This is a genomic window from Staphylococcus intermedius NCTC 11048, from assembly GCF_002902385.1.
GTDB lineage: Bacteria > Bacillota > Bacilli > Staphylococcales > Staphylococcaceae > Staphylococcus > Staphylococcus intermedius.
The window spans coordinates 1-25,960 of record NZ_PPQH01000043.1 but is presented as its reverse complement, the minus strand read 5'-3'; the positions used below and the strand labels follow the sequence as shown (position 1 = coordinate 25,960).

Annotated in this window: 23 protein-coding genes and 1 rRNA gene; 2 read left to right on the top strand and 22 right to left on the bottom strand. The window is 39.1% G+C overall.

All coding sequences use genetic code 11. The annotated features are described in order from the left end of the window. Positions 1 to 2: 2 nt before the first annotated feature. The 18 genes from CD138_RS10180 to CD138_RS10095 all read right to left on the bottom strand — a co-directional run bounded on the left by CD138_RS10180 (position 3) and on the right by CD138_RS10095 (position 19,208). The gene (locus CD138_RS10180) at positions 3 to 404 is read right to left on the bottom strand and encodes a Mini-ribonuclease 3 (protein ID WP_019169075.1); all 402 of its coding nucleotides are present in this window, start codon (positions 402 to 404) and stop codon (positions 3 to 5) included. Beyond that, complete coding sequence (gene cysS / locus CD138_RS10175) at positions 397 to 1,797, bottom strand: cysteine--tRNA ligase (RefSeq protein ID WP_019169076.1); 1,401 nt, start codon at positions 1,795 to 1,797, stop codon at positions 397 to 399. Before cysS ends, CD138_RS10180 begins: the two co-directional genes overlap by 8 nt. Next, positions 1,781 to 2,446 (bottom strand): serine O-acetyltransferase, encoded by a 666-nt coding sequence (gene cysE, locus CD138_RS10170; protein WP_172425792.1) that lies wholly within the window; start codon positions 2,444 to 2,446, stop codon positions 1,781 to 1,783. The genes cysS and cysE overlap by 17 nt, the downstream gene beginning before the upstream one ends. Before the next feature lie 383 nt (positions 2,447 to 2,829). Next, a complete protein-coding gene (gene gltX, locus CD138_RS10165) occupies positions 2,830 to 4,284 on the bottom strand; it encodes a glutamate--tRNA ligase (RefSeq protein ID WP_019169077.1) in 1,455 nt (484 codons plus the stop codon). A 64-nt stretch (positions 4,285 to 4,348) separates the two neighbouring features. Continuing rightward, entirely contained in the window at positions 4,349 to 4,840 is a 492-nt protein-coding gene (ispF, locus tag CD138_RS10160) for a 2-C-methyl-D-erythritol 2,4-cyclodiphosphate synthase (protein ID WP_019169078.1), read from the bottom strand. Further along, positions 4,833 to 5,531 carry a 2-C-methyl-D-erythritol 4-phosphate cytidylyltransferase gene (gene ispD, locus CD138_RS10155; protein WP_019169079.1) on the bottom strand — a complete coding sequence of 233 codons (699 nt, stop codon included), beginning with the start codon at positions 5,529 to 5,531 and terminating at the stop codon, positions 4,833 to 4,835. Before ispD ends, ispF begins: the two co-directional genes overlap by 8 nt. Continuing rightward, a complete protein-coding gene (locus CD138_RS10150; protein ID WP_019169080.1) occupies positions 5,532 to 6,593 on the bottom strand; it encodes a PIN/TRAM domain-containing protein in 1,062 nt (353 codons plus the stop codon). 18 nt (positions 6,594 to 6,611) lie between these two features. After that, a complete protein-coding gene (radA, locus tag CD138_RS10145) occupies positions 6,612 to 7,982 on the bottom strand; it encodes a DNA repair protein RadA (protein WP_019169081.1) in 1,371 nt (456 codons plus the stop codon). A gap of 381 nt (positions 7,983 to 8,363) precedes the next feature. After that, positions 8,364 to 9,110, bottom strand: a complete 747-nt coding sequence (locus CD138_RS10140) for an ABC transporter permease (protein ID WP_019169083.1) — start codon at positions 9,108 to 9,110, stop codon at positions 8,364 to 8,366. Beyond that, a complete protein-coding gene (locus CD138_RS10135) occupies positions 9,097 to 9,804 on the bottom strand; it encodes an ABC transporter ATP-binding protein (RefSeq protein WP_019169084.1) in 708 nt (235 codons plus the stop codon). Before CD138_RS10135 ends, CD138_RS10140 begins: the two co-directional genes overlap by 14 nt. An 11-nt stretch (positions 9,805 to 9,815) precedes the next feature. Beyond that, positions 9,816 to 10,775, bottom strand: coding sequence for a hypothetical protein (locus CD138_RS10130; protein WP_019169085.1), 960 nt, complete (start codon positions 10,773 to 10,775; stop codon positions 9,816 to 9,818). Continuing rightward, positions 10,772 to 11,584 carry a SagB family peptide dehydrogenase gene (locus CD138_RS10125; RefSeq protein WP_019169086.1) on the bottom strand — a complete coding sequence of 271 codons (813 nt, stop codon included), beginning with the start codon at positions 11,582 to 11,584 and terminating at the stop codon, positions 10,772 to 10,774. The genes CD138_RS10130 and CD138_RS10125 overlap by 4 nt, the downstream gene beginning before the upstream one ends. A gap of 19 nt (positions 11,585 to 11,603) precedes the next feature. Beyond that, the gene (locus tag CD138_RS10120; protein WP_019169087.1) at positions 11,604 to 12,824 is read right to left on the bottom strand and encodes a YcaO-like family protein; all 1,221 of its coding nucleotides are present in this window, start codon (positions 12,822 to 12,824) and stop codon (positions 11,604 to 11,606) included. Further along, positions 12,821 to 13,672 (bottom strand): hypothetical protein, encoded by an 852-nt coding sequence (locus CD138_RS10115; protein WP_019169088.1) that lies wholly within the window; start codon positions 13,670 to 13,672, stop codon positions 12,821 to 12,823. The genes CD138_RS10120 and CD138_RS10115 overlap by 4 nt, the downstream gene beginning before the upstream one ends. A 1,060-nt stretch (positions 13,673 to 14,732) precedes the next feature. Next, complete coding sequence (locus CD138_RS10110) at positions 14,733 to 17,192, bottom strand: ATP-dependent Clp protease ATP-binding subunit (RefSeq protein ID WP_019169089.1); 2,460 nt, start codon at positions 17,190 to 17,192, stop codon at positions 14,733 to 14,735. A 15-nt stretch (positions 17,193 to 17,207) separates the two neighbouring features. Next, the gene (locus CD138_RS10105; protein ID WP_019169090.1) at positions 17,208 to 18,212 is read right to left on the bottom strand and encodes a protein arginine kinase; all 1,005 of its coding nucleotides are present in this window, start codon (positions 18,210 to 18,212) and stop codon (positions 17,208 to 17,210) included. Further along, positions 18,202 to 18,732: a UvrB/UvrC motif-containing protein gene (locus tag CD138_RS10100; protein WP_019169091.1), complete on the bottom strand. Its 531-nt coding sequence runs from the start codon at positions 18,730 to 18,732 to the stop codon at positions 18,202 to 18,204. Before CD138_RS10100 ends, CD138_RS10105 begins: the two co-directional genes overlap by 11 nt. Before the next feature lie 14 nt (positions 18,733 to 18,746). Next, positions 18,747 to 19,208: a CtsR family transcriptional regulator gene (locus CD138_RS10095; protein WP_014614779.1), complete on the bottom strand. Its 462-nt coding sequence runs from the start codon at positions 19,206 to 19,208 to the stop codon at positions 18,747 to 18,749. Between the two features lie 164 nt (positions 19,209 to 19,372). Here CD138_RS10095 and CD138_RS10090 point away from each other — a divergent pair, with 164 nt between their 5' ends. After that, a complete protein-coding gene (locus tag CD138_RS10090; protein ID WP_019169092.1) occupies positions 19,373 to 20,578 on the top strand; it encodes a NupC/NupG family nucleoside CNT transporter in 1,206 nt (401 codons plus the stop codon). A 71-nt stretch (positions 20,579 to 20,649) separates the two neighbouring features. Here the strand turns inward: CD138_RS10090 and pdxT are convergent, their stop codons facing one another. Further along, positions 20,650 to 21,207, bottom strand: coding sequence for a pyridoxal 5'-phosphate synthase glutaminase subunit PdxT (gene pdxT / locus CD138_RS10085; protein WP_019169093.1), 558 nt, complete (start codon positions 21,205 to 21,207; stop codon positions 20,650 to 20,652). Between the two features lies 1 nt (position 21,208). Beyond that, positions 21,209 to 22,096 carry a pyridoxal 5'-phosphate synthase lyase subunit PdxS gene (gene pdxS, locus CD138_RS10080; RefSeq protein WP_019169094.1) on the bottom strand — a complete coding sequence of 296 codons (888 nt, stop codon included), beginning with the start codon at positions 22,094 to 22,096 and terminating at the stop codon, positions 21,209 to 21,211. Between the two features lie 108 nt (positions 22,097 to 22,204). Here pdxS and pdxR point away from each other — a divergent pair, with 108 nt between their 5' ends. Beyond that, positions 22,205 to 23,605, top strand: coding sequence for a MocR-like pyridoxine biosynthesis transcription factor PdxR (gene pdxR, locus CD138_RS10075; protein WP_019169095.1), 1,401 nt, complete (start codon positions 22,205 to 22,207; stop codon positions 23,603 to 23,605). Positions 23,606 to 23,669: 64 nt separating this feature from the next. On the opposite strand, the gene CD138_RS10070 is transcribed toward pdxR, so the two are convergent. Next, positions 23,670 to 25,598, bottom strand: a complete 1,929-nt coding sequence (locus tag CD138_RS10070; RefSeq protein ID WP_019169096.1) for an FUSC family protein — start codon at positions 25,596 to 25,598, stop codon at positions 23,670 to 23,672. A 100-nt stretch (positions 25,599 to 25,698) separates the two neighbouring features. After that, a 5S ribosomal RNA gene (gene rrf, locus CD138_RS10065) occupies positions 25,699 to 25,813 on the bottom strand. Between the last annotated feature and the right edge of the window lie 147 nt (positions 25,814 to 25,960).

The window sequence follows — 25,960 nt, the reverse complement described above, 5'->3', positions numbered from 1 at the left end:
TTTCAACGCCTTTCTTCAACATTTTCAACAATCATTTTTAACAATGCTTCCAATCTTTCTTCTTGGTGCTCTAAATATAAAAATCCAATGACCGCTTCTAAACCTGAACTTTTCCGATAAGTCTGGACATCTGTATTTTTCGCTTTCGTGTAGCTTTTCGCATTCCGTCCACGCTTCACAATCGCAAGCTCCTCTTCATTAAACCAATCTTGCGCGATTAAATGTTCCAGTGTCACCGCCTGGCTTTTAGCTGATACAAATCTTTTAGCCTCTTGGTGCAGACGATTCGGTTTACTTTGAAGCTTTAAAATAATATAAGTACGGACATATTGGTCAAGCACCGCATCCCCGACATAAGCGAGCGATAGCGGATTGAGTAGTTTGGCATTTGTTGACTTATCCACGTTTATATCTCACACCTTGTGGCGTATCTTCTAAAATGATGTTTTGTGCTTTTAATTGATCACGAATTTCGTCAGCACGTGCGTAATCTTTCGCTTTACGCGCTTCATTACGTTCTTCAATCAGTTGTTCAATTTCTTCGTCGAGTAAACCTTCCTCTTTGTTCGAAGTTAACGGTACACCCAATACATCACTAAAGATTGCGAACACTTCTTTAAAACGTTGGATAACTTTTGTCGATGTATTATCTTCTAACAAATATTTATTCGCAAGCTTCACTAAATCATACCAAGCTGTAATCGCGTTTGCTGTGTTGAAGTCATCATCCATCACCGTTTCAAACTGTGTCAAAATCGCATCAATTTGCGTTAACATTGCGTCGTCATCTGTTAAATCTGTCGCGACAGCTTCACGTTCTTTCAATGCTTGATAGCTGTTACGAATACGCTCTAACCCACTTCTCGCCGCTTCTACAAGCTCTAAATTGTAGTTGATTGGGCTTCGATAGTGCACACTAATCATGAAGAAGCGTAACACATCGGGATCTACTTCTTTAATAATGTCGTGCACTAAAATAAAGTTTCCTAACGATTTACTCATTTTTTTATTATCGATATTGATGAAACCGTTATGCATCCAATAGTTCGCAAATGTCTCATGGTTGTGTGCTTCTGACTGTGCAATCTCGTTTTCATGGTGCGGGAATTGTAGGTCGCTTCCCCCCGCATGAATATCGATTGTTGGGCCTAACTTTTCAAAAGCCATGACCGAACATTCGATATGCCAGCCTGGACGCCCTTCACCAAATGGACTGTTCCAACTGATTTCGCCGGGTTTCGCCTTTTTCCAAAGTGTGAAGTCTAACGCATCTTCTTTATTTTCACCTTGCTCAATACGGGCACCGACTTTCAAATCATCAATCGACTGATGGCTTAATTTACCATAATCTTCAAATTTGCGTGTTCTGAAATAAACATCGCCACCACTTTCATATGCATAACCTTCATCAACTAAATTTTTAATAAATTTAATAATGTCATCCATATGGTCCATCACGCGTGGGTTGGATGTCGCTTTTTTAACGTTAAGGGCTTCTGTATCCTCATAAAAGGCTTGAATGAAACGGTCCGCAATCTCTGGTACTGTTTCACCTAACTCTTGTGAACGTTTAATCAATTTATCATCCACATCTGTAAAGTTAGACACGTAATTCACTTCATAGCCCTTATATTCAAAGTAACGGCGGACCACGTCATAATTAATCGCTGGGCGTGCGTTTCCGATATGAATGTAGTTATACACCGTTGGACCACACACATACATCTTCACTTTTCCGGGTTCGATAGGCTGAAACACTTCTTTTTGACGTGTTAACGTATTATATAATGTAATCATCTTTGATCTCTCCATTTTTAGTTTGTTCAAGTTGTCGTTCAAGTTGTTTAAGTTGTTCATAAATAGGGTCCGGTAAGTTGAGATGATCAAATGTCTTACCGATACGTCTACCATCTTGCTTCACGATGCGTCCTGGGATACCTACAACAGTAGAATAGCTCGGAACATCTTGAAGTACGACCGAATTGGCACCGATATTGACATTGGAATGCACCTTAATGTTACCTAATACTTTGGATCCCGCTGCGATGAGGACATTATCACCAATATCAGGATGGCGCTTCCCTTTTTCTTTACCAGTCCCACCTAATGTCACACCTTGATATATCGTCACATTATCACCAATGGTACATGTTTCACCGATGACCACCCCCATACCATGGTCAATAAATAAGCGGCGACCAATTTTAGCACCTGGATGAATTTCAATGCCTGTAAAAAATCGAGAAGCTTGAGAAATCGCTCTCGCAAGTACATAACGTTTCTTTTGATATAAACGGTGTGCAATCAAATGACTCCAAACCGCATGTAAACCTGCATATGTTGTAATGACTTCTATCGTTGAGCGTGCTGCTGGATCTTGTTCAAATACCATTTTGACATCATCCATCATACGTCGGAACACTTTAACCCCTCCTTCAAACAGCATGACAATCATTATTTTTGTAATCTAAGTGAAAAACAACTTTCTCGGACAACCCACCCCTAGCTTCATTGTCCTCATAAAAAGATGGTGTGCATTGAAAAAAGCACCTCCAACATGAAATATGTCAGAGGTGCGAAATGTGCACGGTTCCACTCTTATTAGTATATGTTCAAAGCTGAAACTGTTGATGCATATACTCACTCAATTGGTTATTCAATTCGTATCCTAAAGGTGCATTCAACAAATTTTGCGATGTACTCTCACCAACCGTACATTCTCTGATTGACACGCCATTTGTCTACTTGTCCTTTATTCTATTCAAATCCACTTTAATAGTAGTCGATTTTTAAAACGATATCAAGTATGAAAATCGCACACACACTTTTTTATAATAAGGTTTGAATGCGACGAAGCACTTTATCCTTACCTAATACTTCCATTGTATTTGGCAACTCAGGTCCATGCATTTGGCCTGTAACTGCTACACGAATCGGCATAAATAATTGTTTTCCTTTAATGCCTGTTTCTTTTTGCACTTCTTTGATGATCTTTTTAATTTCAGCAGCTTCAAAGTTTTCCAAAGCTTCTAACTTACCGTACAATGCTGTCATCAATTGTGGCACTTGTTCACCGTTCAACACTTCTTGTGATGCTTCATCTAACTCTTTTTCATCACGGAAGAATAATTCTGATAGCGGTACAATTTCGCCCGCATAACTCATTTGTTCTTGATAAAGTGCAACCAATTTGCGGCCCCAATCTAACTCCGCTTCTGATGGTGATTCAGGTAATAAACCTGCTTTAATCATATGTGGTAATGTCATTTCAAATACCGTTTCCGCATCTTTTTCTTTCATATATTGGTTGTTAATCCACTCTAATTTTTGTTTATCGAAAAATGCTGGTGATTTCGATAAACGCTTTTCAGTAAAGATGTTGATGAACTCGTCTTTAGAGAAAATCTCTTCTTCACCTTCTGGAGACCAACCTAACAATGCGATAAAGTTAAATAATGCCTCTGGTAAATAACCTAAATCGCGATATTGCTCGATAAATTGTAAAATTTGGCCGTCACGTTTACTTAACTTTTTACGTTGTTCATTGACGATTAAAGTCATATGCGCAAAACGTGGTGGTTCCCAACCAAACGTTTCGTAAATCATTAATTGTTTCGGTGTGTTCGAAATGTGGTCGTCACCACGAATCACATCAGAGATCTCCATATAATGATCATCCACTGCAACTGCAAAGTTATACGTTGGCACACCATCTTTTTTCACGATCACCCAGTCGCCGAAGTTGTCCGATTCGAATGACACAGGCCCTTTGACCATATCATCGAACGTATATGTTTTGTTTTGTGGCACACGGAAACGAATCGCTGGTTTACGTCCTTCCGCTTCAAACTGTTGACGTTCTTCTTCCGTCAAGTGCGCATGTTTTCCACCGTAACGTGGCATCTCACCACGTGCAATTTGTTCCTGACGTTCTGCCTCTAACTCTTCTTCAGTCATATAACATTTGTACGCTTTATCTTCTGCTAATAATTGCTCAACTAATGGTTGATAGATTTCGCCACGTTCTGATTGACGATAAGGGCCATAGCCTTTGTCTTTATCTACAGATTCGTCCCAATCTAGACCTAGCCATTTCAAATTATCGAACTGTGACGATTCACCGTCCGCTAAGTTACGTTTAGAATCTGTATCTTCAATACGAATGACAAAATCACCATCATAATGTTTCGCAAATAAATAGTTAAATAATGCCGTACGTGCGTTACCAATATGCAAGTAGCCTGTTGGACTTGGCGCATATCTTACTCTCACTCGGTTACTCATTTCGTTCACTCCTGTTTCATTGTTCAATTGTTATATTATAGCATGTCATACGCATTTATGCATATCACAGTTGAGACGGTGTTGTTGCCGATAACGACACAATCGCTTGAGCGGCAATCCCTTCTTGACGTCCTGTAAAACCTAACTTTTCGCTCGTCGTCGCTTTTACATTCACGCGCTTCACATCGATAGCAAAAAGCCCTGCAATGACTTCGCGCATTTGATCGATGTATGGACGGAATTTAGGCTTTTCTGCAATAATCGTCGCATCAACGTTATTAATGACATAACCTTCTTTTTGAACTTCTGCGTACGCTTCTGTTAATAACTTTTTTGAATCTGCATCTTTAAACTGTGGATCTGTATCTGGAAATAGTTTACCAATATCACCTAATGCACATGCCCCTAACATTGCATCAGTAATCGCATGTAGTAATACATCCGCATCACTATGTCCTTTCAAACCATGCGTGTGTGGCACTTCAATCCCGCCAATAATTAAAGGGCGTGTCGCATCAAATGCGTGCACATCGTATCCTAATCCAACTCTAAACATGATGATGTCGACTCCTTTTTTCTAAAATTGCTTCTGCGTATGTTAAATCTTCTTCCGTCGTTAATTTAATATTATCATAATCGCCTTCAACCATATAAATGCGTTGACCATTCGCTTCGATTAATGAGGCATCATCCGTCCCCATCATCTGTTGCGCTTTGGCATGGTCATAGGCTGAAGCAAGGCGTTCAAATGTCGCACCTTGAGGCGTCTGCACTTGCCATAATGTCGCACGATCCAATGTTTCTGTGACAAATTGGTCGGACACGCGTTTAATCGTATCTTTCGCCTTCACACCGACAATCGCGGCCCCATATGTTTGAATAGCAGCCGTTACTTCATGAACGGTGTCATGCGTTACGAATGGACGCGCGCCATCATGTACGAGAATAATCTCATCATTTGTAAAGTCAACGTTTTGAAGTACTTGATGAATACTATCTTGACGTGTGTCTCCACCAACAATTAGATTTTTTACTTTTGAAAATGGCGCTGTCAATATTTCAAGCTGTTCCCGATCTCTCTCGTGTATCGCTAAATGAATCCCTTCACATTGGACATCGGATTGAAAAACGGCAAGGGTATGCGCTAATACATGACGCCCCGCAATTTCAATGAACAATTTATTATAGGGACGCCCCATGCGACTGCCTGTTCCTGCAGCTGGTATAATCACGTGATAACTTGACATTTATGCTTCCACCTTCTTCGCAAAAATAATTCGACCGGATGCAGTTTGTAACATGCTGATCACTTCAAGTGTAATGATTTGATTCACATATTGTTTCGCATCATCCACGACTACCATTGTGCCATCATCAAAATAACCGACACCTTGACCTGGTTCTTTCCCAACTTTTGTAATCATCAAATCAAAACGATCACCTTGATGCACTTCAGGTCGAATCGCATCAGATAAATCATTCACATTTAACACTTTGATGCCCTGAATACTACATACTTTGTTCAAATTATAATCCGTCGTAATCACGTGCGCGCGATAATGTTGCGCAAGTCTCACAATTAAATCATCAATGTCTTGATGCGTACGCTGTGGGTGAATAATACGCGTCGGATGCTTCGATAGATGAATTGCATTCAAAATTTCCAAACCACGTCGCCCTTTGTCACGTTTAATGCTATCATTTGCATCTGCAACCACTTGTAGTTCATTAATGACACCTTGAGGGATAAGAATTTCACCATCAATAAATCCCGCTTCCATAATTTTTAAAATACGGCCATCAATAATTGCACTCGTATCGATAATTTTCGGCACAGCATTGCGGGCATTAATCGCCATCGAACGTGCCATGTTTTCTGGTAAAAACAACAGCATTTCATCACGCTTTTTCAGACCAAATTGGAAACCGAGATAACTTAAACTTAATGTAAGTAAGATAGGGACGATACGATTAATCAAATCTGTCCCAATAAATTCAAGGATAAAGGAAATCATGACCGATATGAGCAACCCCATAAACAAGCCAATCGTAGCGAAGATGATTTCAATAGCACTATAGCCTAAAATGAATTGTTCTAAGTCTTTCATCGCATATGCAATACGGGGAATAAACCAACCAAACAACAAAAACATAATGGCAATGCCGATTAACGATGTCGCGTAACTATTCTCTAACATTGGAGGGTGACTGACATTAAAATCAATCATGACAGCAGGGATTAAGAGGATGCCTAACACACTACCGATAATAATATAAGACAAAATCACTAATAATTTAATAAAGTTCATCTCTATCATCCCTCCTTTCTATTTTTTTAATGCGTATTTCAATGCTTCATTTACAGAAGTCACACCTATCACTTCAATACCTTCTGGAAATTGCCATCCACCTATATTGTTTTTAGGGATAATCACACGCTTGAAGCCTAGTTTTGCTGCTTCTTGCACACGTTGCTCAATTCTTGAAACACGACGGACCTCACCAGTCAAGCCCACCTCACCAATATAACAATCGAGGCCATCGACGGCTTGGTCTTTAAAACTAGAAGCTGTAGCAATGACAATACCTAAGTCTACTGCTGGTTCAGACAACCTTACGCCCCCTGCAACTTTAATGTAGGCATCTTGTTGTTGCAATAAATAGCCTTCTTTTTTCTCTAACACTGCCATCAACAAACTGAGGCGATTATGATCAATACCTGTCGCCATACGTCTTGGATTATTGAACGTCGTCGGTGTCACAAGCGCTTGTACTTCAATCAACAGAGATCGTGTGCCTTCCATTGTTGCGACAATCGTCGAACCTGCAACATTTGTCGTCCGTTCTTCTAAAAACATTTCTGACGGATTGAGCACACTTTTTAAACCTGACTGCTTCATTTCGAAAATGCCCATTTCATTCGTAGAGCCAAATCGGTTTTTCACCGCTCTTAAAATACGATACGCATGATGTTCATCGCCTTCGAAATACAACACTGTATCCACCATATGTTCAAGTAAACGCGGTCCTGCAATTTGGCCTTCTTTCGTCACATGACCTACGATAAACGTCGCAACATTCATTTGCTTGGCGATATGCATCAAACTTTGCGTACTTTCACGAACTTGCGACACAGAGCCAGGCGCCGAACTAATTTCCGGGTGATAAATCGTTTGAATAGAGTCCACTACAATCAAATCAGGCGCTACCTTTTTCACCACTTCATGAATCACCATTAAATCCGTTTCTGCAAACACATTCAATTGGCTCGCATCTTCATCCAAACGGTCCGCTCTAATTTTTGTTTGATTGAGCGATTCTTCCCCAGTGATATAGAGCACCTTTTTTTCTTGAGATAATGCCGCACACATTTGTAGCAACAATGTCGACTTCCCTATCCCTGGATCTCCACCAATCAGTACGAGTGACCCTTCTACAATACCGCCACCGAGCACACGGTTCAACTCACCACTATTTGTTTGGATACGAGGCGCAAGTTCTTGTTTAATTTCATTCAACTTTTGTACTTTTGCCGAACTCGTATTTTGCGCTCTTACACCGTGTTTAGGACTCGCAGTTTTTTGTTCAAAAGATTCTTCCATTGAATTCCAAGCACCACAGTTCGGACATTTTCCCATCCATTTAGGTGATTGGTAACCACAGGCCGTACATTCAAAAATTGTTTTCGTTTTTGCCACTCAGACACCTCCGTCTCTACATTTAACACACCTTATTTTATACTTGAAAAAGATTTATGACAAATGTTGCCTTTTGTCATTGAAGTGCTTCAAATCGACGCACTCATAGAATCACACTTTCCAATTATAAATAATATACAACAAATTCGAAAAAATGTAGCCTATGCAACTCAAAGCAAGAAAAATAAAGCTCAAAAACCCGCTCATACGTAGTCATAAACTATAGCGCACGCACTTTCCTCTCTAAAGCCAAACAAAAGACGGTTACATCTGACATAGCAAAGGCTATACAACATTTGTAACCGTCTATTTTTGGTGCCTATTTTAAATACAGCATCGGGACATTGCAGCCAATCTGCTTCACCCGTGCCATTAAATCGTTTATTGATTTTTACCATTTACCCTCGATAGCACTAAAAAGATGATGAAGAACAGTATGGCGTAACCTATTAAATACACAACGTCCACAATATGAATACGTCCCTCGCTTAAAATACTCCAACCAATATGTCCATATCGATACGAAGGTAAGATTTCAGCAAACGTTTGCATTTTTTTCGGCATGGCATCAACAGGAATCCATAATCCGCCTAGAAATGATAACAGTAAATATACAATGGTTCCTATGGGTTGCGCGGCAGAACCGAGTTGGCCAATGATTAATGCTAAAAACAAAAATGCAAAACTGAAAACATTCAACAATATCACGATTTCTGCAAGCTTATAGAAAGCGATATGAATGTCGTTATAAAAGTAGCCTAACAAAATCATGGCGACAGAAAAGATGAAAGAGATGAGAAAATATGAAAATAAGTAACTCATCATATACGCATTCGGATTGATCACAGACACCTTCAGATAGGCATACCAGTTATCACTTTTCTCATTCGCTACCTTTGTCCCTAATAGATTAATCGCGTTCCCCATTATGCCAAAACAGATGAGTGGAATAAGCGAATATTCCTTCCAACTGATACCATTGACAGCTGCATTTTGTGGGAAAATTTCAGAATAGATGATATAAAAAAACATGGGTAATGCGATGATTAATAAGACGTACTTGAAGTCTCTAAATATTCTTTGCGTGTTTAATCGCGTTAAGTATAGAAATGAGTTAGCTTTTTTCATATCCAACTTTCTCCTTAAAAATTTTCTTCAATTTGTCACCTTTATGGTCTGAAGCATTGAATAAATGGCGTGCCTCCTCATTCAACACCATTTGACCTTCATGAAGCATCACAATTCTTGTTGCGAATGCTGCTATTTCCTCTAAATCATGGCTAATCAACAACACGCTTATTTTTTCTGCTTCAGCTTCCGAACGCATATGCGCCCAAAACAACTCTTTTGAAGCAACATCCATCCCTATCGTAGGTTCATCAAGCACTAAAAATTCAGGACTATTCATTAAAGCTGCAGCATATTGTAATCGTCTCTTTTGTCCTCCTGATAAACGTGTGCAATATTGATTTTTGACATTAACTAAATCGACTTCTTTTAATACGTCATCCGGGTCTTGTGGATACATCGCGTCATTTTTCAATAGTTCCAACCATTCCTTCACTTTCATTTTTTCAGGCATGGCCACTTCTTGTAACACGACACCGCATCGTTGTTTGAATTCAATATTTCTCGTTACTGTCCCTGAACTTTGCTTAAGAATACCAAGCAAAATTTTGATGAGCGTGGATTTACCTTGGCCATTCAACCCTAAAAGTCCCACAATCTCGCCTTTTTTTACCGAAAAATCAACATCATCTAACACTTTGTTTTTTCCAAAATGGCGACTCACATGGTTCATCTCAAAAATATTTTGCATCATATTCGAACTCCTTATTGGCTCATCTTTTCAATGATTTGTTGCGTGATTTCAATAGATTCTTCTGTTACTGGAGGGACGGAATTCAGTAAAAATTTAGGAGAAAGATAAATCACTGATAGATTCTCTTTGTATGGATATACTTTTTCTCCGTCATTAATATCAATCAAATGATGAATATCATATGCCGATAACATTTTTTCAATTTCTAAATTAAAATCGCGCTTCACGTCTTGAGTAAAAGAAATCAATATAAACAGTTCAATTTGATTTCTACTGTATAGAGGAAATGCAATACTGTAATAGATACCTTCACTTCTTAAGCTTGCCAATTTCTTATTCATGAAATCGATTAATTTTTGAATGTAATAAATGGTAGATGCTTTTTGGATTGTATGCACTGGTATGTTCACGTATTTATAGAAAAATTCCACTTTATTGTGTGATAGCGTGCCACTGTTCGCAATCAGCTGCTGTTTCTCGTTTTCACGCATTTCATTTTTTGAAAAACCATCATATCTCTCGTCGCTTTGTAGCTCATTATTGATGAGGATGAAAGAGAACGTGTCCTTTGTATGTTGCAGCACTGCGTTGTAATGTGCCAAACTTTGGTCCGCTGTTGTATCCTGTTCCCCTCTTATTTGATGCATAAGTGTTTTGATTTCCTTATTTTCAAGGGATTGCTCTTGTTTAATCTCACTCAACGCTCTATTCAATTCTTGTTGATTCAATGCATATAAATATTCCATTGGCTTAAAGCGATGGATATCAAAGTGGTGTTCCAACGTGATTTTGATGTAATCTTCAGTCGCATGTGCATTGATAATATGAAAATTGTCGTTTTTCAATCTTGTCGTTAAAACATGTTCCAGAACATGCGCGAATTCACTGTTCATTGGTTCAGCTGGTCGAAGAAACAACGCGATTCCCTTTACTTCAGTTTCTCTTTTAAAATACATGATTTCCTTCATCATAAAACCGCCTCTCTATCTTTTGTAATAAATACACAGTCCACGATACTCTCATGATGACCGTCAATTTTTAGCATTTCTTCTACTTTAAAGTCGTCCGTTCCGCCAATAGACGTACTCACTAAATTATAATGTGTCGCCATAAGCGCAATATTTTGAGCCACAGCGCCTGCTTCTAGCAAAATGTATCTGTATGCTCTGTCGTCATACTTAAAAGTGGCTCTTGAAAAAACGGCTGTAATAAAAAATATAATGGAAGGATGCTCCATATTTTGATACCGCAAAATATACTTGGAAATATCAAAAACATGTGCACGATTATCTAGTAAACTGAGCGCGTGTGTCGAAGGATTGTAATGATACAGCCCTTTTTTTAAATTTTCGTAATCATTAAAGACAATGCCATATATCTCTAACGGGTATAACGCGCCCGCTGACGGTACGACCCGCTTATTTTGACTATTTTGTCCATAAGCCGCCCAAAACAAATCTGAAATGACATTTAAATCAATAAACGCATCTTTATCTGGGTTAAGTACTTGTGATCGTCTCTTATCTAAGTATTCCGTTAACAAACAGGTCGAATGTGCATTCAATCTGAACCGTTGTTGTGTTGGAAAATAGCGTTCTGGTTTTTGAGTGGCTTTAAGAAAATTAGGACTATTTAACAACACTCTAGATTGATACATATTTCGCATCAAATACTGATGACTATGCTTCGTGTTTTGATGATACGTCTGACTCAATACACATTTTGAACTTAATCGATGCGCATATTCATTACTCATCATCATAGATTTAAAATTTTCCATGGCATACTCCTTATAATTTTTATGGGAATGGATGTGGGACAACCGGTTGACTATTTTGCAGCTCATGGGGCTGTCTCTTTTTCATTTGAATCAGATGTGCATCCGCTTCATCGAGACGTTGACTTTTCAAATGTTTAATAAAATGCGGCTCGATATCCAGCATGCCAGGTATAATCGTTTTACCTACTTTCCAATCCGTATTTTTTATCTCTTCAGACGTCACATCGACAAAGTAGACTTCCTTACCGATAGATTGTATTTTTTCTATAAATAACGCCATCGCCTCATCGTCATTGGGTTGTGTCTCGTTTTCAGGAATTCTGAAAATCTGCTGATAACCATCAAGAAATGACAAATGTTGCACCATATTATCATTGAAATACAACAGAGAATGGTCCTGATATTCTTTCACATCATCATAACTATCAATCTCAATGTTTTCTGATTCATTAAAAATAATGGCAGCATATCCGACAATACTTTGGGCAAGTTCCAACAAAGTTTTTTTACAAGCCTCAATCCATGTCGGTCTCACACTTGCTGCGACGACACATCCTTGATTCTGGAAAATAGCAACGCCAAAAACAGCCGGCACATCCCAATCCATATCCAATTTATAGAGCTTAAACTGAATATTTTCAGACTGGATATAACGTTCAAAATAACGGCTTAATTCGCTATGATCATGGATACCGATTTCCTCACAGGCCAGTTGTCTTCTCCAAACATATTGGAAGGCATCTCTTTCAAAAATTTCTGCAACACCTTTCCAGAAACATGCTTTTAAGTTCGGACCACATGCCGCACCAGTCGCTGTCGTCATCCAACTTTGCGTCCCATTACTTCTATAAGTGAGGTACACCGCATCTAATGGGAGCGCAACCGTTCTTTTTTGAATCAAGTCATAGCCGTGAATCCACTGATAATCATCCAGGTATGCACTGGCAGACGGATTGATGGTTTGTGGGTCGATTTTTTCTATCTCTTCACTGACTGACGTGACACGATTCGGGTGCAAGCAAGAATAGCGCTCGATATACTCACCTACTGCCGAATTTTCAGCCTGCGCTTCTGTGATTCCAGCACCACTTGCATTAAAACCTGCCGTATTATACTGACCCCCAAAGGCCATTTTCACATAAACTCTAGGCAGCCCGTAATACGTCGGCAAGTCATATATGTTCTTGATAATGCCATATTTTTCGTCAACAAAAGCTTGTGCATTTAATTTCACTGTCATAGGCTCACCTCAAAAATCTGTCTGTTGACTGTTGGAGGGAAACACAACTCACATTGGGGGTGCTTGAATAAATTGTGTGTACGCCATCCATCATTTAATAGAGAATAGGCATACACAGTTTGAATCAGTTCATTTTCAACACTCAATCCATTCATTTGCATCGCTTCTTTTAACATGTGTACTTTCACAAAACTGTATGCCAATTGAATGGTTTCTTCTGGTACATATTCTTTACTTGTATGAGATGAGTCATTAAATAGTGAAAAAACATCGCCATAAACATTATTTTCAGTTTCTCGTAATCGCTTGCAATTCAAACAGCTTGTTTCTTTGGGGATGGTATAAGTGATCTCGAAAGAAACATTGTCAAACGTGATGCTATTGTAGGGAATTCCTTTGTGAAACATCATTTCATTATAGTGTTTGATACTTTTTCTGTTGAATTTTCTTACTACAATTAATCCAATATCGTAATCATCCGTCGCTTTTTCATTTAAATTCACTATATTTTGTGAAGGTATACTTTGAATATACTGTTCAACTAAATCAGCATCTCCGCAAATGCCAATGACATGTTTCTCCATCGGTTGTTGTTCCATTTTCAGTCCGATCATCGCTAAAAAGGATGCGGTGTCATGGACATTTTCAAATGCGTGAATCGTTTTGAGAAATTCTATTATTTTTTTCTTCACCACATCTTGTTCATCGCAATGGAGATAGCCTTCCTTGATCTCGTCCCATATTTTCATAAAGGTCTCTCGAGAGATGCCGCTCAATTCATAAATCTGTTCATCATTTTTGATGTATATCTTTTTATCTTTAAAAACGTAATCGATGTTCGTTCTCATGATGTGTTCCTCCCATTTTTAAAAAAAGGAATTGAAGTGATGATTAACTTCAATTCCTTTAAAACCTATACTTTAACAACAACAGCAACAAGGGCAACAACAAAGTGTTACTGTCCAGTTCATTTGTTCACTTGATAAAAAGTCTTCAGTATTCAATTTTTTGATTTGTAATTCGTTTGCTAACATTGTAACCACCCCTTTTCAAAATTTAAAAAACAAAAAGGAAACTGTATAACAATCCAACAATCAAGGCGCCTAAAATAATAAATGCTTTTTTATTTTCTTTGAATTTCATAAGATAACGCCTCATTTCATTATCTTTATATTTTTATAATACTCCTACTTTACTGAAAAAACAATGTATTATGCACCTTAAATTGCAATATTAATCATTTGTTAAGAATTGTGTAATGATTGATTAACTTTATTTAGAAACAAGACAACATCTCGTGTGCACTTTGGTCTTTTGGCACTATTGACGCATTATGTTGTTTAACTTGCCCTTTCGCTATGAATTGTGTTTTTGATTGCCTTCATGGCTTCGCGTTCCTAGAGGCTGGTCCTTCAACTAACTAACGCTTGATTAAACTGTTACATTTGTTGAGGCGTTAGTGGATTTTCCGGACCAGCTGATCTCTCAGGAGTCTCAGCCTTCTGGCAATCTTATATCAAATGCAGTCACTTAGGGCAAGTTTTTGTAATAAAAACAACCCATAACATCCAATTGAGATGTCCAATTCACCCTTATTTTTCGGCGATTTTATCATCAATAATGGATATAAGTCGGTCAATAAGGATATGGGTTGAGATGACTTAATGTCCCATTCCACAGTTAGCCTTGCGAGGGCAATATAACGAAATCTTTGTTGCACATGTTTCTGTATTGCTCTCGAAAATCCAATTCGACTTTCTTCACGTGAGCACCTCAACCAAACCAAATTAAGGTGAGTCTATGATAGCAATTGCGCGCATTTAAAAACCTTATCAATGGTTTGATTCCATTAAAAAAGCAGTGACGGTGTCTCAAAAAGAGTACACCACCACTGCTTTAATGGGTTTTCTATGATTCTGTTACTTCTGCTTCTTCTTCCGCTTCACGGTCATGAATGTCATATTGGAATGTTTCACCGTCATAATCAACAGTGACATTTTTACCTTCTAACTCTTTACCTTCCAAAATCAATTCACTCAAGTTATCTTCCACAGTTTTTTGGATCGCACGAATCAATGGACGTGCACCGTACTCTGGATCATAACCTTCTTCGGCAATTTTATCTTTCGCCGCTTCTGTCACACGGACATTAATGTTTTGTTCAGATAAACGACCTGTTAATTTACCGACCATCATTGTTACGATTTCTTTCAATTCATCTTTATTGAGTTTATGGAAGACAATCGTATCATCTACACGGTTCAAGAATTCAGGACGGAATGCATTTTTCAATTCTTTCATCATTGTTTTGCGAATTGTTTCGTAGTCTTGACCTTCTACGCTACCACCGAAACCAGCAAAACGTTGGTCTTGAAGTTCTTGTGCACCGACGTTTGATGTCATAATAATCACTGTATTTCTGAAATCAACACGACGGCCTTTTGTATCTGTTAAATGACCATCATCTAACACTTGTAAAAGAATGTTAAAGACATCTGGATGTGCTTTTTCAATCTCATCAAATAAGATGACAGAGTAAGGTTTACGACGTACTTTTTCAGTCAATTGACCGCCATCATCGTGACCTACATATCCAGGAGGCGCCCCAACAAGACGGCTCACTGCATGTTTCTCCATGAACTCACTCATGTCGACACGAATCATCGCATCTTCTTCACCGAACATCGCTTCTGCTAACGCACGGGCAAGTTCTGTTTTACCGACACCTGTTGGTCCTAAGAAGATGAAGCTACCGATTGGACGTTTCGGATTTTTCAAGCCTGCACGCGCACGACGCACGGCTTTAGAAATGGCTGTAACAGCATCATTTTGTCCGATGACACGTTCATGCAATGTGTCTTCTAAGTTGAGTAAACGCTCAGACTCAGTTTCATTCAAACGTGTTAACGGAATACCTGTCCAACCTGCAATGACTTCTGCAATGTCTTCAGCAACAAGCGTCGTATGTTGACCACCTTGATGATTTTTCCATTCATTTTTCGCTTCTTCATATTGCTTTTCAAGTTTTGTTTGTTTATCGCGTAAGTTGGCAGCATTTTCGAATTCTTGTGCATGAACCGCTGCATCTTTTTCTTTTTTCACTTGCTCGATTTGTTGTTCAATTTCTTTTAAGTTCGTTGGTGTTGTATGGCTCTTCAAACGCACTTTTGAACTTGCTTCATCAATCAAGTCAATCGCTTTATCCGGTAAGAAACGGTCTTGTACGTAACGGTCACTTAATTTTGCCGCTGCTTCTACTGCTTCATCAGAAATGTTAATTCTGTGGTGCGCTTCATAACGGTCACGTAAGCCTTTTAAGATTGCAATGGTATCTTCTACACTTGGCTCATCCACTTGAACAGGTTGGAAACGACGCTCAAGTGCCGCATCTTTTTCGATATGCTTACGGTATTCGTCTAACGTTGTCGCACCGATACATTGTAATTCGCCACGTGCAAGCGCGGGTTTTAAAATGTTAGACGCGTCAATCGCACCTTCTGCACCACCTGCACCAATGAGCGTATGCATTTCGTCGATGAACAGAATGACATTACCTGCCTGATGAATTTCTTCCATCACTTTTTTCAAACGTTCTTCAAATTCACCACGATATTTCGTACCAGCGACAACCGTACCCATATCTAATGACATGACACGTTTGCCTTTCAACGTTTCTGGTACTTCGTTGTTCACAATCGCTTGCGCTAAACCTTCAGCAATTGCCGTTTTACCGACACCTGGTTCACCGATTAATACCGGGTTGTTTTTCGTACGACGGCTCAACACTTCAATCACACGCGTAATTTCTTTGTTACGTCCAACAACTGGATCCAATGTGCCGTCTTTCGCAATCACTGTTAAATCACGCGCTAGCCCGTCTAATGTTGGCGTATGATTTGATTTTGCAGATTGTGCATTTTTGTTAGACATTTCTGGGCTACCTAACGCTTTCACCACTTGGGCACGTGCTTTTGTAATATTCAAGTCTAAATTCGCAAATACACGCGCTGCCACACCTTCATTTTCACGGATGAGGCCAAGTAAAATATGCTCTGTTCCAACGAAATTGTGTTGTAACTTACGCGCTTCGTCCATAGACAGTTCGATCACTTTTTTCGCACGTGGTGTGTAATGTAAAGCACCCATTTGCTCTTGACCGTGACCGATGAGTTTTTCAACTTCTTCAATCACTTTTTCTTCAGTAATGTCGAAGCTTTCTAATACTTTTGCTGCAATGCCTTCAGGTTCTTTCATTAACCCGAGTAATAAATGTTCCGTCCCAATATTCGAATGGTTTAAACGGATTGCTTCTTCTTGTGCATGCGCGAGTACACGTTGCGCGCGTTCTGTTAATCTTCCAAATAACATATGCCAACCTCCTATTTATATATATGTTCTTAAAATCTCTGCTCTTTTTGCTTCAATAGATTGTTCATCTGTATCATCTATTAAAAACGGTGATTGTATCGCAACCATTAATTCATTAAATCGAAAATCTTCCATTTCTAAAATACCTAAATCGACGCCCAACTTAATATCACTTAAACGATAGGACGCTTCTTCCACCGAAATTAAACGACTATACTTCAATATACCCAAAGAACGATAAATTCTATCTAATGTCTCAGTATGATTGTGTTGATTCAAACGATCGCGTAAAGCTAACTCTTCGTGAATAATTTGGTCCACTAATTCTGTTAAAGCATCAATAATTTCTTGCTCACTTTTTCCCAATGTCAATTGATTGGAAACTTGATAAATATGGCCGTACACTTGCGACCCTTCACCATAAATCCCGCGAATCGTAAAGCCAAAACGGTTAATCGTCTGCGCAATGCGATTCATCCGCTTCATAATCGATAAACCCGGCAAATGCAACATCACACTTGCACGCATCCCTGTACCGACATTCGTTGGACAAGTCGTCAAATAACCGAGTTGTTCATCATAACTGATTTGCAATGCGCGATCTAATACATCATCGATTTCTGATGCTTTTTGATAAAGTTCATTTAATGACAAATCATTTCCCATCGCTTGAATACGAATATGATCCTCTTCATTCACCATCACACTGACCGATTCATCTTCATTCAACAATACCGCAGAGGCTGGTTGTTTCGTGAGCTCAGGACTGATTAAGTGTTTGGCTACTAGCTTATACTTACTCAATTGGTCGAGTTCATCTAAGCGGAGTACTTTTAAATCTGTTAATACATCTTGCACTTCGTTAATCACGCGATGTCCCTCAGACTCGGATGGAAACATAAGCGGATGCACATAATTTTCAAGATTTCGTGCTAAACGAATACGCGATGACATGATCACCGGTTGTGCATTGACCTTTTTCATCCATTCACTCATATGTTGATCTAAATTATGCATCATCTTGTTGGGACACCTCGCTTTGTTGCTCAAGTGCTTGAATTTCATCACGGACAATGGCCGCTTCTTCAAAAGCTTGTTGCGCGACTAATAATTCAAGGCGGGCACGTTTTTCTTCCAGTTGCTTTTTCAGCGCGCGTTTATGCTGTGATGACTTCGGACATTTGCCTGAATGTTCGATATGACCACCTTGGACACGTCTCACAATGTCATACACGTCTTCTTTAAACGTTTGGTAACATTGCGCGCAGCCGAATTTACCGACATGTGCAATATCCTTCAACGTCATTTGACAGTTCGGACAGCGCTTTTGCTCTCGATAAACAACTTGATCCACATTCAGACCATGTTTTGCTGCCAAATGTTGCAAAATTTGTTGGATGACGAATGTGCCTTCAACATCATCACCTTCATGCCATTGTTCATCAGATTGGCCATAACCTGATTGATCGTAAGCTTGAACAGAATGAAGTTCAAGGTGCTTGTTTTGCTGTTTATCAAGTTCATGTTTATCGATTTTCATTGCACATCACCCTTCTAATAATAATTAATCACGGGAAGTAACCGTTTTAAAATATTCGCACGGATAATATCTCTCGACGCGACATCCATTTTTAATGTTTCCCGGTCCACGACTGCCGCAATCATTTTTGCTTCTCGGTCCGTAATTAATTGGTTTTCACGCAAGCCATCAATAATATACAAAGCTTGTTGTTGAGAAAGGGCCGGACCAATCAACTCCATTAAACGTTTAATGTAATTGTTTTGGTCTTTCGTTTCAACTTTTGTGATTCGAATATAACCACCACCGCCGCGTTTACTTTCTATTTCATAACCGTGTTCATTCGTAAAACGCGTCTTAATCACATAATTCAATTGAGATGGTACACAATCAAAACGTTGTGCAATATTGGCACGTTGAATTTCAACAACATCATCTTGTGCCTCTTCAAACAATTGCTTGATGTACTGTTCTATGATGTCAGACATATTATGCATGGTATCACCCCTTTTGACCATCTTTGACTATATTATAGAACCCACTTTGACCTTTTTCAACCAATTTGACTTTAATTTTCATAAATAGTTATGTTACTGCTTACATTTTTGTTGTATGATAGTCTTAGTAAAAAATTAATCAGAAAAATTGAGGTGGAACACGCATGCATATTTTAATTGGGGTTATTGGGATAGGTGTTTTCTTAGCCCTCGCTTTAATTGCAAGTTCTGACAAAAAGAATGTACGCTGGAAATACATTGGCATCATGTTAGCCATTCAAGTCATCTTAGCGTTCTTCTTACTTAAAACGAACATTGGGATTACGATTGTTGGCGGTATTGCCAATGGATTCGGCTACTTGCTCAAACAAGCGGGCGTTGGTGTGGATTTCGTATTCGGTGGTTTAGCGAATGAAGGTGCGATGTCATTCTTCTTAAACGTTTTATTACCTATCGTTTTCATTTCAGCGTTAATCGGTATTTTGCAATATACGAAAATTTTACCATTGATTATTAACGTGTTAGGTTTCCTAATTTCAAAAATTAATGGGATGGGTCGTTTAGAATCGTACAATGCCGTTGCAGCAGCGATTTTAGGCCAATCAGAAGTTTTCATTTCACTTAAAAAGCAATTACCTTACATTTCGAAACAACGCTTATACACATTGACAGCTTCAGCAATGTCAACAGTTTCAGCATCTATCATCGGGGCATACTTTACATTAGTAGAACCGAAATATGTTGTAACTGCCGTTGTTTTAAACTTATTTGGTGGTTTCATCATTGCTTCAATTATCAATCCATATAAAGTTAATGAAGAAGACGACAAGTTATTAATTGAAGAAGAAAAGAAACAACAATCCTTCTTTGAAATGTTAGGGGAATACATTTTAGACGGATTTAAAGTTGCAGTGATCGTAGGTGCGATGTTAATCGGTTATATCGCTTTAATTTCGTTACTTAACGGACTTGTGGGCGGTCTCGTGAGCCTCGTTTCTGGCGGTGCATTAGACTGGAACTTCCAAACATTAATCGGCTTTATCTTTGCACCACTCGCATTCTTAACAGGGATTCCTTGGAGTGATGCGGTTGATGCAGGTTCGATTATGGCAACAAAATTATTATCAAACGAATTCGTAGCCATGACGGAACTCGGCAAAGCATCTGGTTTATCACCACGTACATTAGGTATTGTGTCGGTATTCTTAGTCTCATTTGCTAACTTCAGCTCAATCGGTATCATCTCAGGTGCCATCAAATCATTAAATGATGAAAAAGGCGACATGGTTGCACGTTTCGGATTAAAATTATTATTTGGTGCAACACTTGTATCATTCGTTTCAGCAGCGATCGCAGGATTTTTCTTGTAAGCCGCATGATGCGCTTTAAAGATAAAAGTAGGCTAGGACCATTTGAAGTCCTAGCCTACTTTTATCTATTTCTACTGCTGCATCACATGTTCAATAAAGTATTGCGTCATGCGATAATCATCGGTTAATTCTGGGTGGAAAGATACACCTAAATATCGTCCTTGTTGTACAGCGATAATTTTGTCATCAATTGTCCCTAAGACATCTACTGCTGCTTCTGTGGATTGAATATGAGGTGCACGAATAAAGACCCCTTCAATCGGTTGATCAATGCCTTTAATGTGTAATTCAGATTCGAAACTATCCACTTGTCGTCCGAATGAGTTACGTTCAACTGTAATATCCAACTTTTGAAGATAGCCTTCTTCACCTGCAATATCTTTCGCAAGGACAATCAAGCCCGCGCACGTTCCGAACATCGGTAATTGCGATTCACGTAACGCTTCTTTAAAACCATATAAATTCATGAGACGGCGTAAAGTAGTCGACTCACCACCTGGGATAATTAAGCCGTCAATCTCTGCCAATTGCTCAACTTTTTTGATTGCGACACCTTCATGACCCGCAAGTTCGATATGGCGGATATGTTCACGCACCGCACCTTGCAAAGCTAATACACCGATTTTCATCTTACCAACCACGCTCTTGCATACGTTCTTCTAATGAAAGTTGATTAATGTCTAAACCTTTCATTGCTGTACCTAATTTCTTCGCTAACTCACCAATTAATTTATAGTCTTGGTAATGTGTTGTCGCTTGAACAATCGCTTTCGCAAACATTTCTGGGTCTTCAGATTTAAAAATACCTGAACCTACGAATACACCATCAGCACCTAATTCCATCATTAATGCCGCATCTTGAGGTGTTGCCACGCCGCCTGCCGCAAAGTTCACAACTGGTAAACGACCATGCTTTTTAATGTCTTTTAAGATTTCATATGGTGCACCTAAGTTTTTCGCTTCTGTCATTAACTCATCATCGCTCATCACAGTAATACGTTTGACTTCTTGATTCACTTGACGCATATGACGTACAGCTTCCACGATATTTCCTGTACCCGGCTCACCTTTCGTACGTAACATCGCTGCACCTTCACCGATACGACGCGCTGCTTCACCTAAGTTACGGCAACCACAGACGAATGGGACTGTATATTCATCTTTTTTCAAGTGGAAGACTTCATCTGCAGGCGTTAATACTTCAGACTCATCAATATAGTCCACACCCATTGCTTCTAATACTCTTGCTTCTGTAATATGACCGATACGACATTTTGCCATAACAGGAATTGATACGGCATTCATCACTTCTTCTACAATAGATGGGTTACATGCACGCGCAACGCCACCTGCTGCACGGATATCAGATGGGACACGTTCAAGTGCCATGACTGCAACCGCACCTGCTTCTTCCGCAATTTTCGCTTGTTCTGCATTCACAACGTCCATAATGACGCCGCCTTTTTGCATTTCTGCCATTCCTCGTTTAACACGTTCTGATCCGACTTGTTTCGACATAGGTGATGAAACCTCCTTTTAATATTTACACAAGTAGCTTATACTATAATCTGAACCGCTTAAAGTGTCAGAATTATAAAATATCAAAGGGTCAGATGGGGTGTTTTCATGGAAATGTTGATGTTTCATATTAATAAAAGAGATGGTCAGCCCATTTATATACAGTTATACGAAAATATTAAACAAAGTATTATTAACGGAAGTATGCATGAGGGTGAAAAGTTACCTTCTAAGCGACAACTCAGTCAATATTTATCCGTCAGTCAAACGACCGTCGAAAATGCTTATGCTCAACTGGTGGATGAAGGTTATATTTATAGTCAACCAAAGTCTGGCTTTTTTATCAGTGATATCGAAACACTACCATTGACGAAAAAGACGCCGTTAGAGTCCTTTCCCTCACAACATATCACGTCTCCTGAACCGGCATATGCTTTTAACTTAGGGATGATTGATCAGGCGCATTTCCCGTTCGAACAATTTCGTAAATATGCGAAAGAAGCGTTTGAAGAATTGCAGTTTCATCTCGTCGAACCAGGCCATAAACAAGGCGATTATGCCTTACGCGCGCAAATCAGTCGCTATTTATTCCATAGTCGCGGGGTACAATCCTCACCTGAACAAGTGATTGTCGCATCGTCCACTGAACAGTTGCTGTCTATTATTACCGATTTACTTCCCGAGCAAACTGGAATAATGTTGGAAGACCCGATTTATCCTCAAGTCCATCAAGTTTTAAAACGGAAGCATATCCCCTTTCATTTTGTGCCCGTTGAAAAAGATGGGATTGCGATCAATACAGTTGAAAATGGGCCTCATCACGTCGTTTACATTACACCGAGTCACCAATTCCCGACAGGTGTGACGATGAGTCTCAAAAAGCGGATGCGTTTACTGAAATGGGCAAGTGCACACCCGCATCGTTATATTATTGAAGACGACTATGATTCAGAATTTCGTTATGAAGGCAAACCGATTCCAGCCCTTCAAAGTTTAGATCAAACAGGCAGTGTCATTTACGTCAGCACCTTTTCAAAATCCATTTCACCAACGATTCGAATTGCTTACGCCGTTTTGCCTGAAGCGCTATTACGCCATTATCAGACGACAAAAAATATTGAAGGGGGTACCGTACCACGTCATACACAGTACATGGTGACAGCTTTTATGGAGACAAACCAATTTGAGCGACATCTTAATCGAATGAGAAAAATTTATCGCCAAAAGCGTGACATTATTTTACACCAACTGCAACAGTATCCTGCTATTTTTGACGTTTCGGGTGAAAAAACAGGCATGCATTTAATTATCACGATTAAAAACGGTTGGTCAGAGCAAACGTGTCTCAATCAATTACAACGTTTTGACATCGATATGAAACCTCTTTCTCAGTATGTCTACCATCAAGAACATCAAGCGCCACGTTTTGTTGTGGGATTCGGCGGGATTCCTATAGAAGATTTAGAAACACATATGGAGAGGCTCATTGCTTGTTTTAATGAAGAATAGTGAACACATAAAAAAGACATGTCAAACTGAACATTTCATTCAGTCGTACATGTCTTTTTTGTAATTAATCTTTTAATAAGTGCGGATTTCTCACATTTTGATAATCATACAACTCAATTTCTTGAAGTTGCATCAATGAACGGCGAAGTTGCGCATAATAATTCAGTTCGGGGAGTACCGTAACCTTTTCTGGACGTTGACCTTGTTCTAACAATTTAGCAATATTTTCAAATACGACCAAATATTGTCCCATCGCCTCTTCACTCATTAACATACGCTTTCGATCTTCCATCACTTGCATTAATTTAAAACTCATTTGTTCAAGAATAAACATTGCAGGATAGAAATATTGCGTTCTTTTCTTATTCGATAACAATTCACCATACGCATAACGATACATCACTTGCATATTCTCAATATTAATTTTCAGTCTCAATCGTTCCCTTTGACGAAAATGATCAACATTGTAATCTACATTCGAGAACAACGCATGGAAGAGTCGCGCTTCAATACGTGTCACTTCCGCTATAAATTCTGGCAAACGTTTAGAAGCAAGACGTCTACCAATCATCATCACGCCAATCACTGCAAGTCCCACACCCACTGTCGTATCTAATAAACGCGGAACAGCAATTGCGAGGGATAACGATCCTTGCGCTAAACCACTTAATAAAATGACTTGGACCGTAATGGATAACATCGCAAGCGCATAGTTGGCACCCACTAAAATTTCAGTAATCGCACCACTTAAGCTGAGCGCAATCACGACCATGACAATATTCGGATCTAAGAGTAAAAAACCAATGACAATGCCAATACCCACAAGTGTCCCAATCCATCTCGCACCTGCACGTTCGATACTCGCAATCGTCGTACCACCAAGTAGAACAGTGTGCGCACTTAACGGAATCCAATAAGCCCGTTCAAAGTTAAACATCAATGCAACAAAGATTGCAATCCCCATAATAAGAGAATATTTCGCAGTTGAAATGAAATGCATGGATTCAGGGGTTAAATGATAACGCAATCTTCTTAAATATTGTGGAGACTGTCTTTTTACATTCTTTCTAACTTGTTCATCAGGCGCATCTATCACTTCATCCACTTTGAAAATTAAGTCTACCAGTTCCTCAAATTCATTAGAAACAGTGACTTCTTTTCGCCAAATCTGATTTGACGTTTTTCCCTGTGTCATACGATGCACAATAGCTGTCATCATTTCATCAATAATAGGGGGGATTGGACGATGACCTTTCGCATTCAATTCGAGTAGCTCTGAATACAGCCCTTCAGCAGCACGATGAAGTAATGACAAACGTTGAACTTCTACAGATTTTCTTTTCACTACCGATCTTGAAGCTTGAAGAATTTCAGATGTTGAAATTAACGTTTGCACTGTCATTTTTGTCAGCGCATTAAACGTCACTTGATCATTAAAATGGTGTATGAGGTCTTGAATTTGCTTGAATTCCTTAGATACAGCAGTAAATTCAGGATGTTCTTTCCCCACTTTGATTTCGATGAGGACGAATATGATTGCAAGAAGACCGCCGATACCGACGATAGCACCTCTCCATAAGAAAGCATGTGGATCTAAAGGCATCACACTTGCCAAGCTATAGGCAATGATAAAAAACGTAGAAGATGGGCCAGGAATATTTAAAGTATTAAAAATATAAAAAGGCACAACAGCCACAATTAAAAGAAAGATGCCAAAAAGTAAGGGTGTACTAGAGGTTAATGTTCCGATCATCATTGTCACAACCAAACCAATCGCTGCGAAAGTGACAGAACGCAGACGTGAATTGAACGTCCCTTTAAAAACATAAATACTCGCAAAAGTACCAATCGTTGCTAATAAAGCACTTGAAAAATCATTAAAAATTAAACCATAGAGTAAGGGCAAAAACATCAATAACCCTTGACGAAAACCACGTTGTAAATCAATTTTATCCACATCGATATGTGCAACATTTTCAAAATAAGCCAACATGATACGCACCACCTTTGTTAAATAATCCTAGGTTCAAATAAAAAAAAAAGAGACCTAAGGGTCTCAATTCGGCTCATCGCATCCTATGCGTTTAATTTCTGTTTGGCAACGTCCTACTCTCGCGGAACGTAAGTCCGACTACCATCGGCGCTAAAGAGCTTAACTTCTGTGTTCGGCATGGGAACAGGTGTGACCTCTTTGCCATAGTCACCAAACAAAAATATAGTTGAATGTTATACATTCAAAACTAGATAGTAAGTATATTTATCACAAGCATTACCTTATGAACAATTATTTTGATTAAGTCTTCGATCGATTAGTATTCGTCAGCTCCACGTATCGCTACGCTTCCACCTCGAACC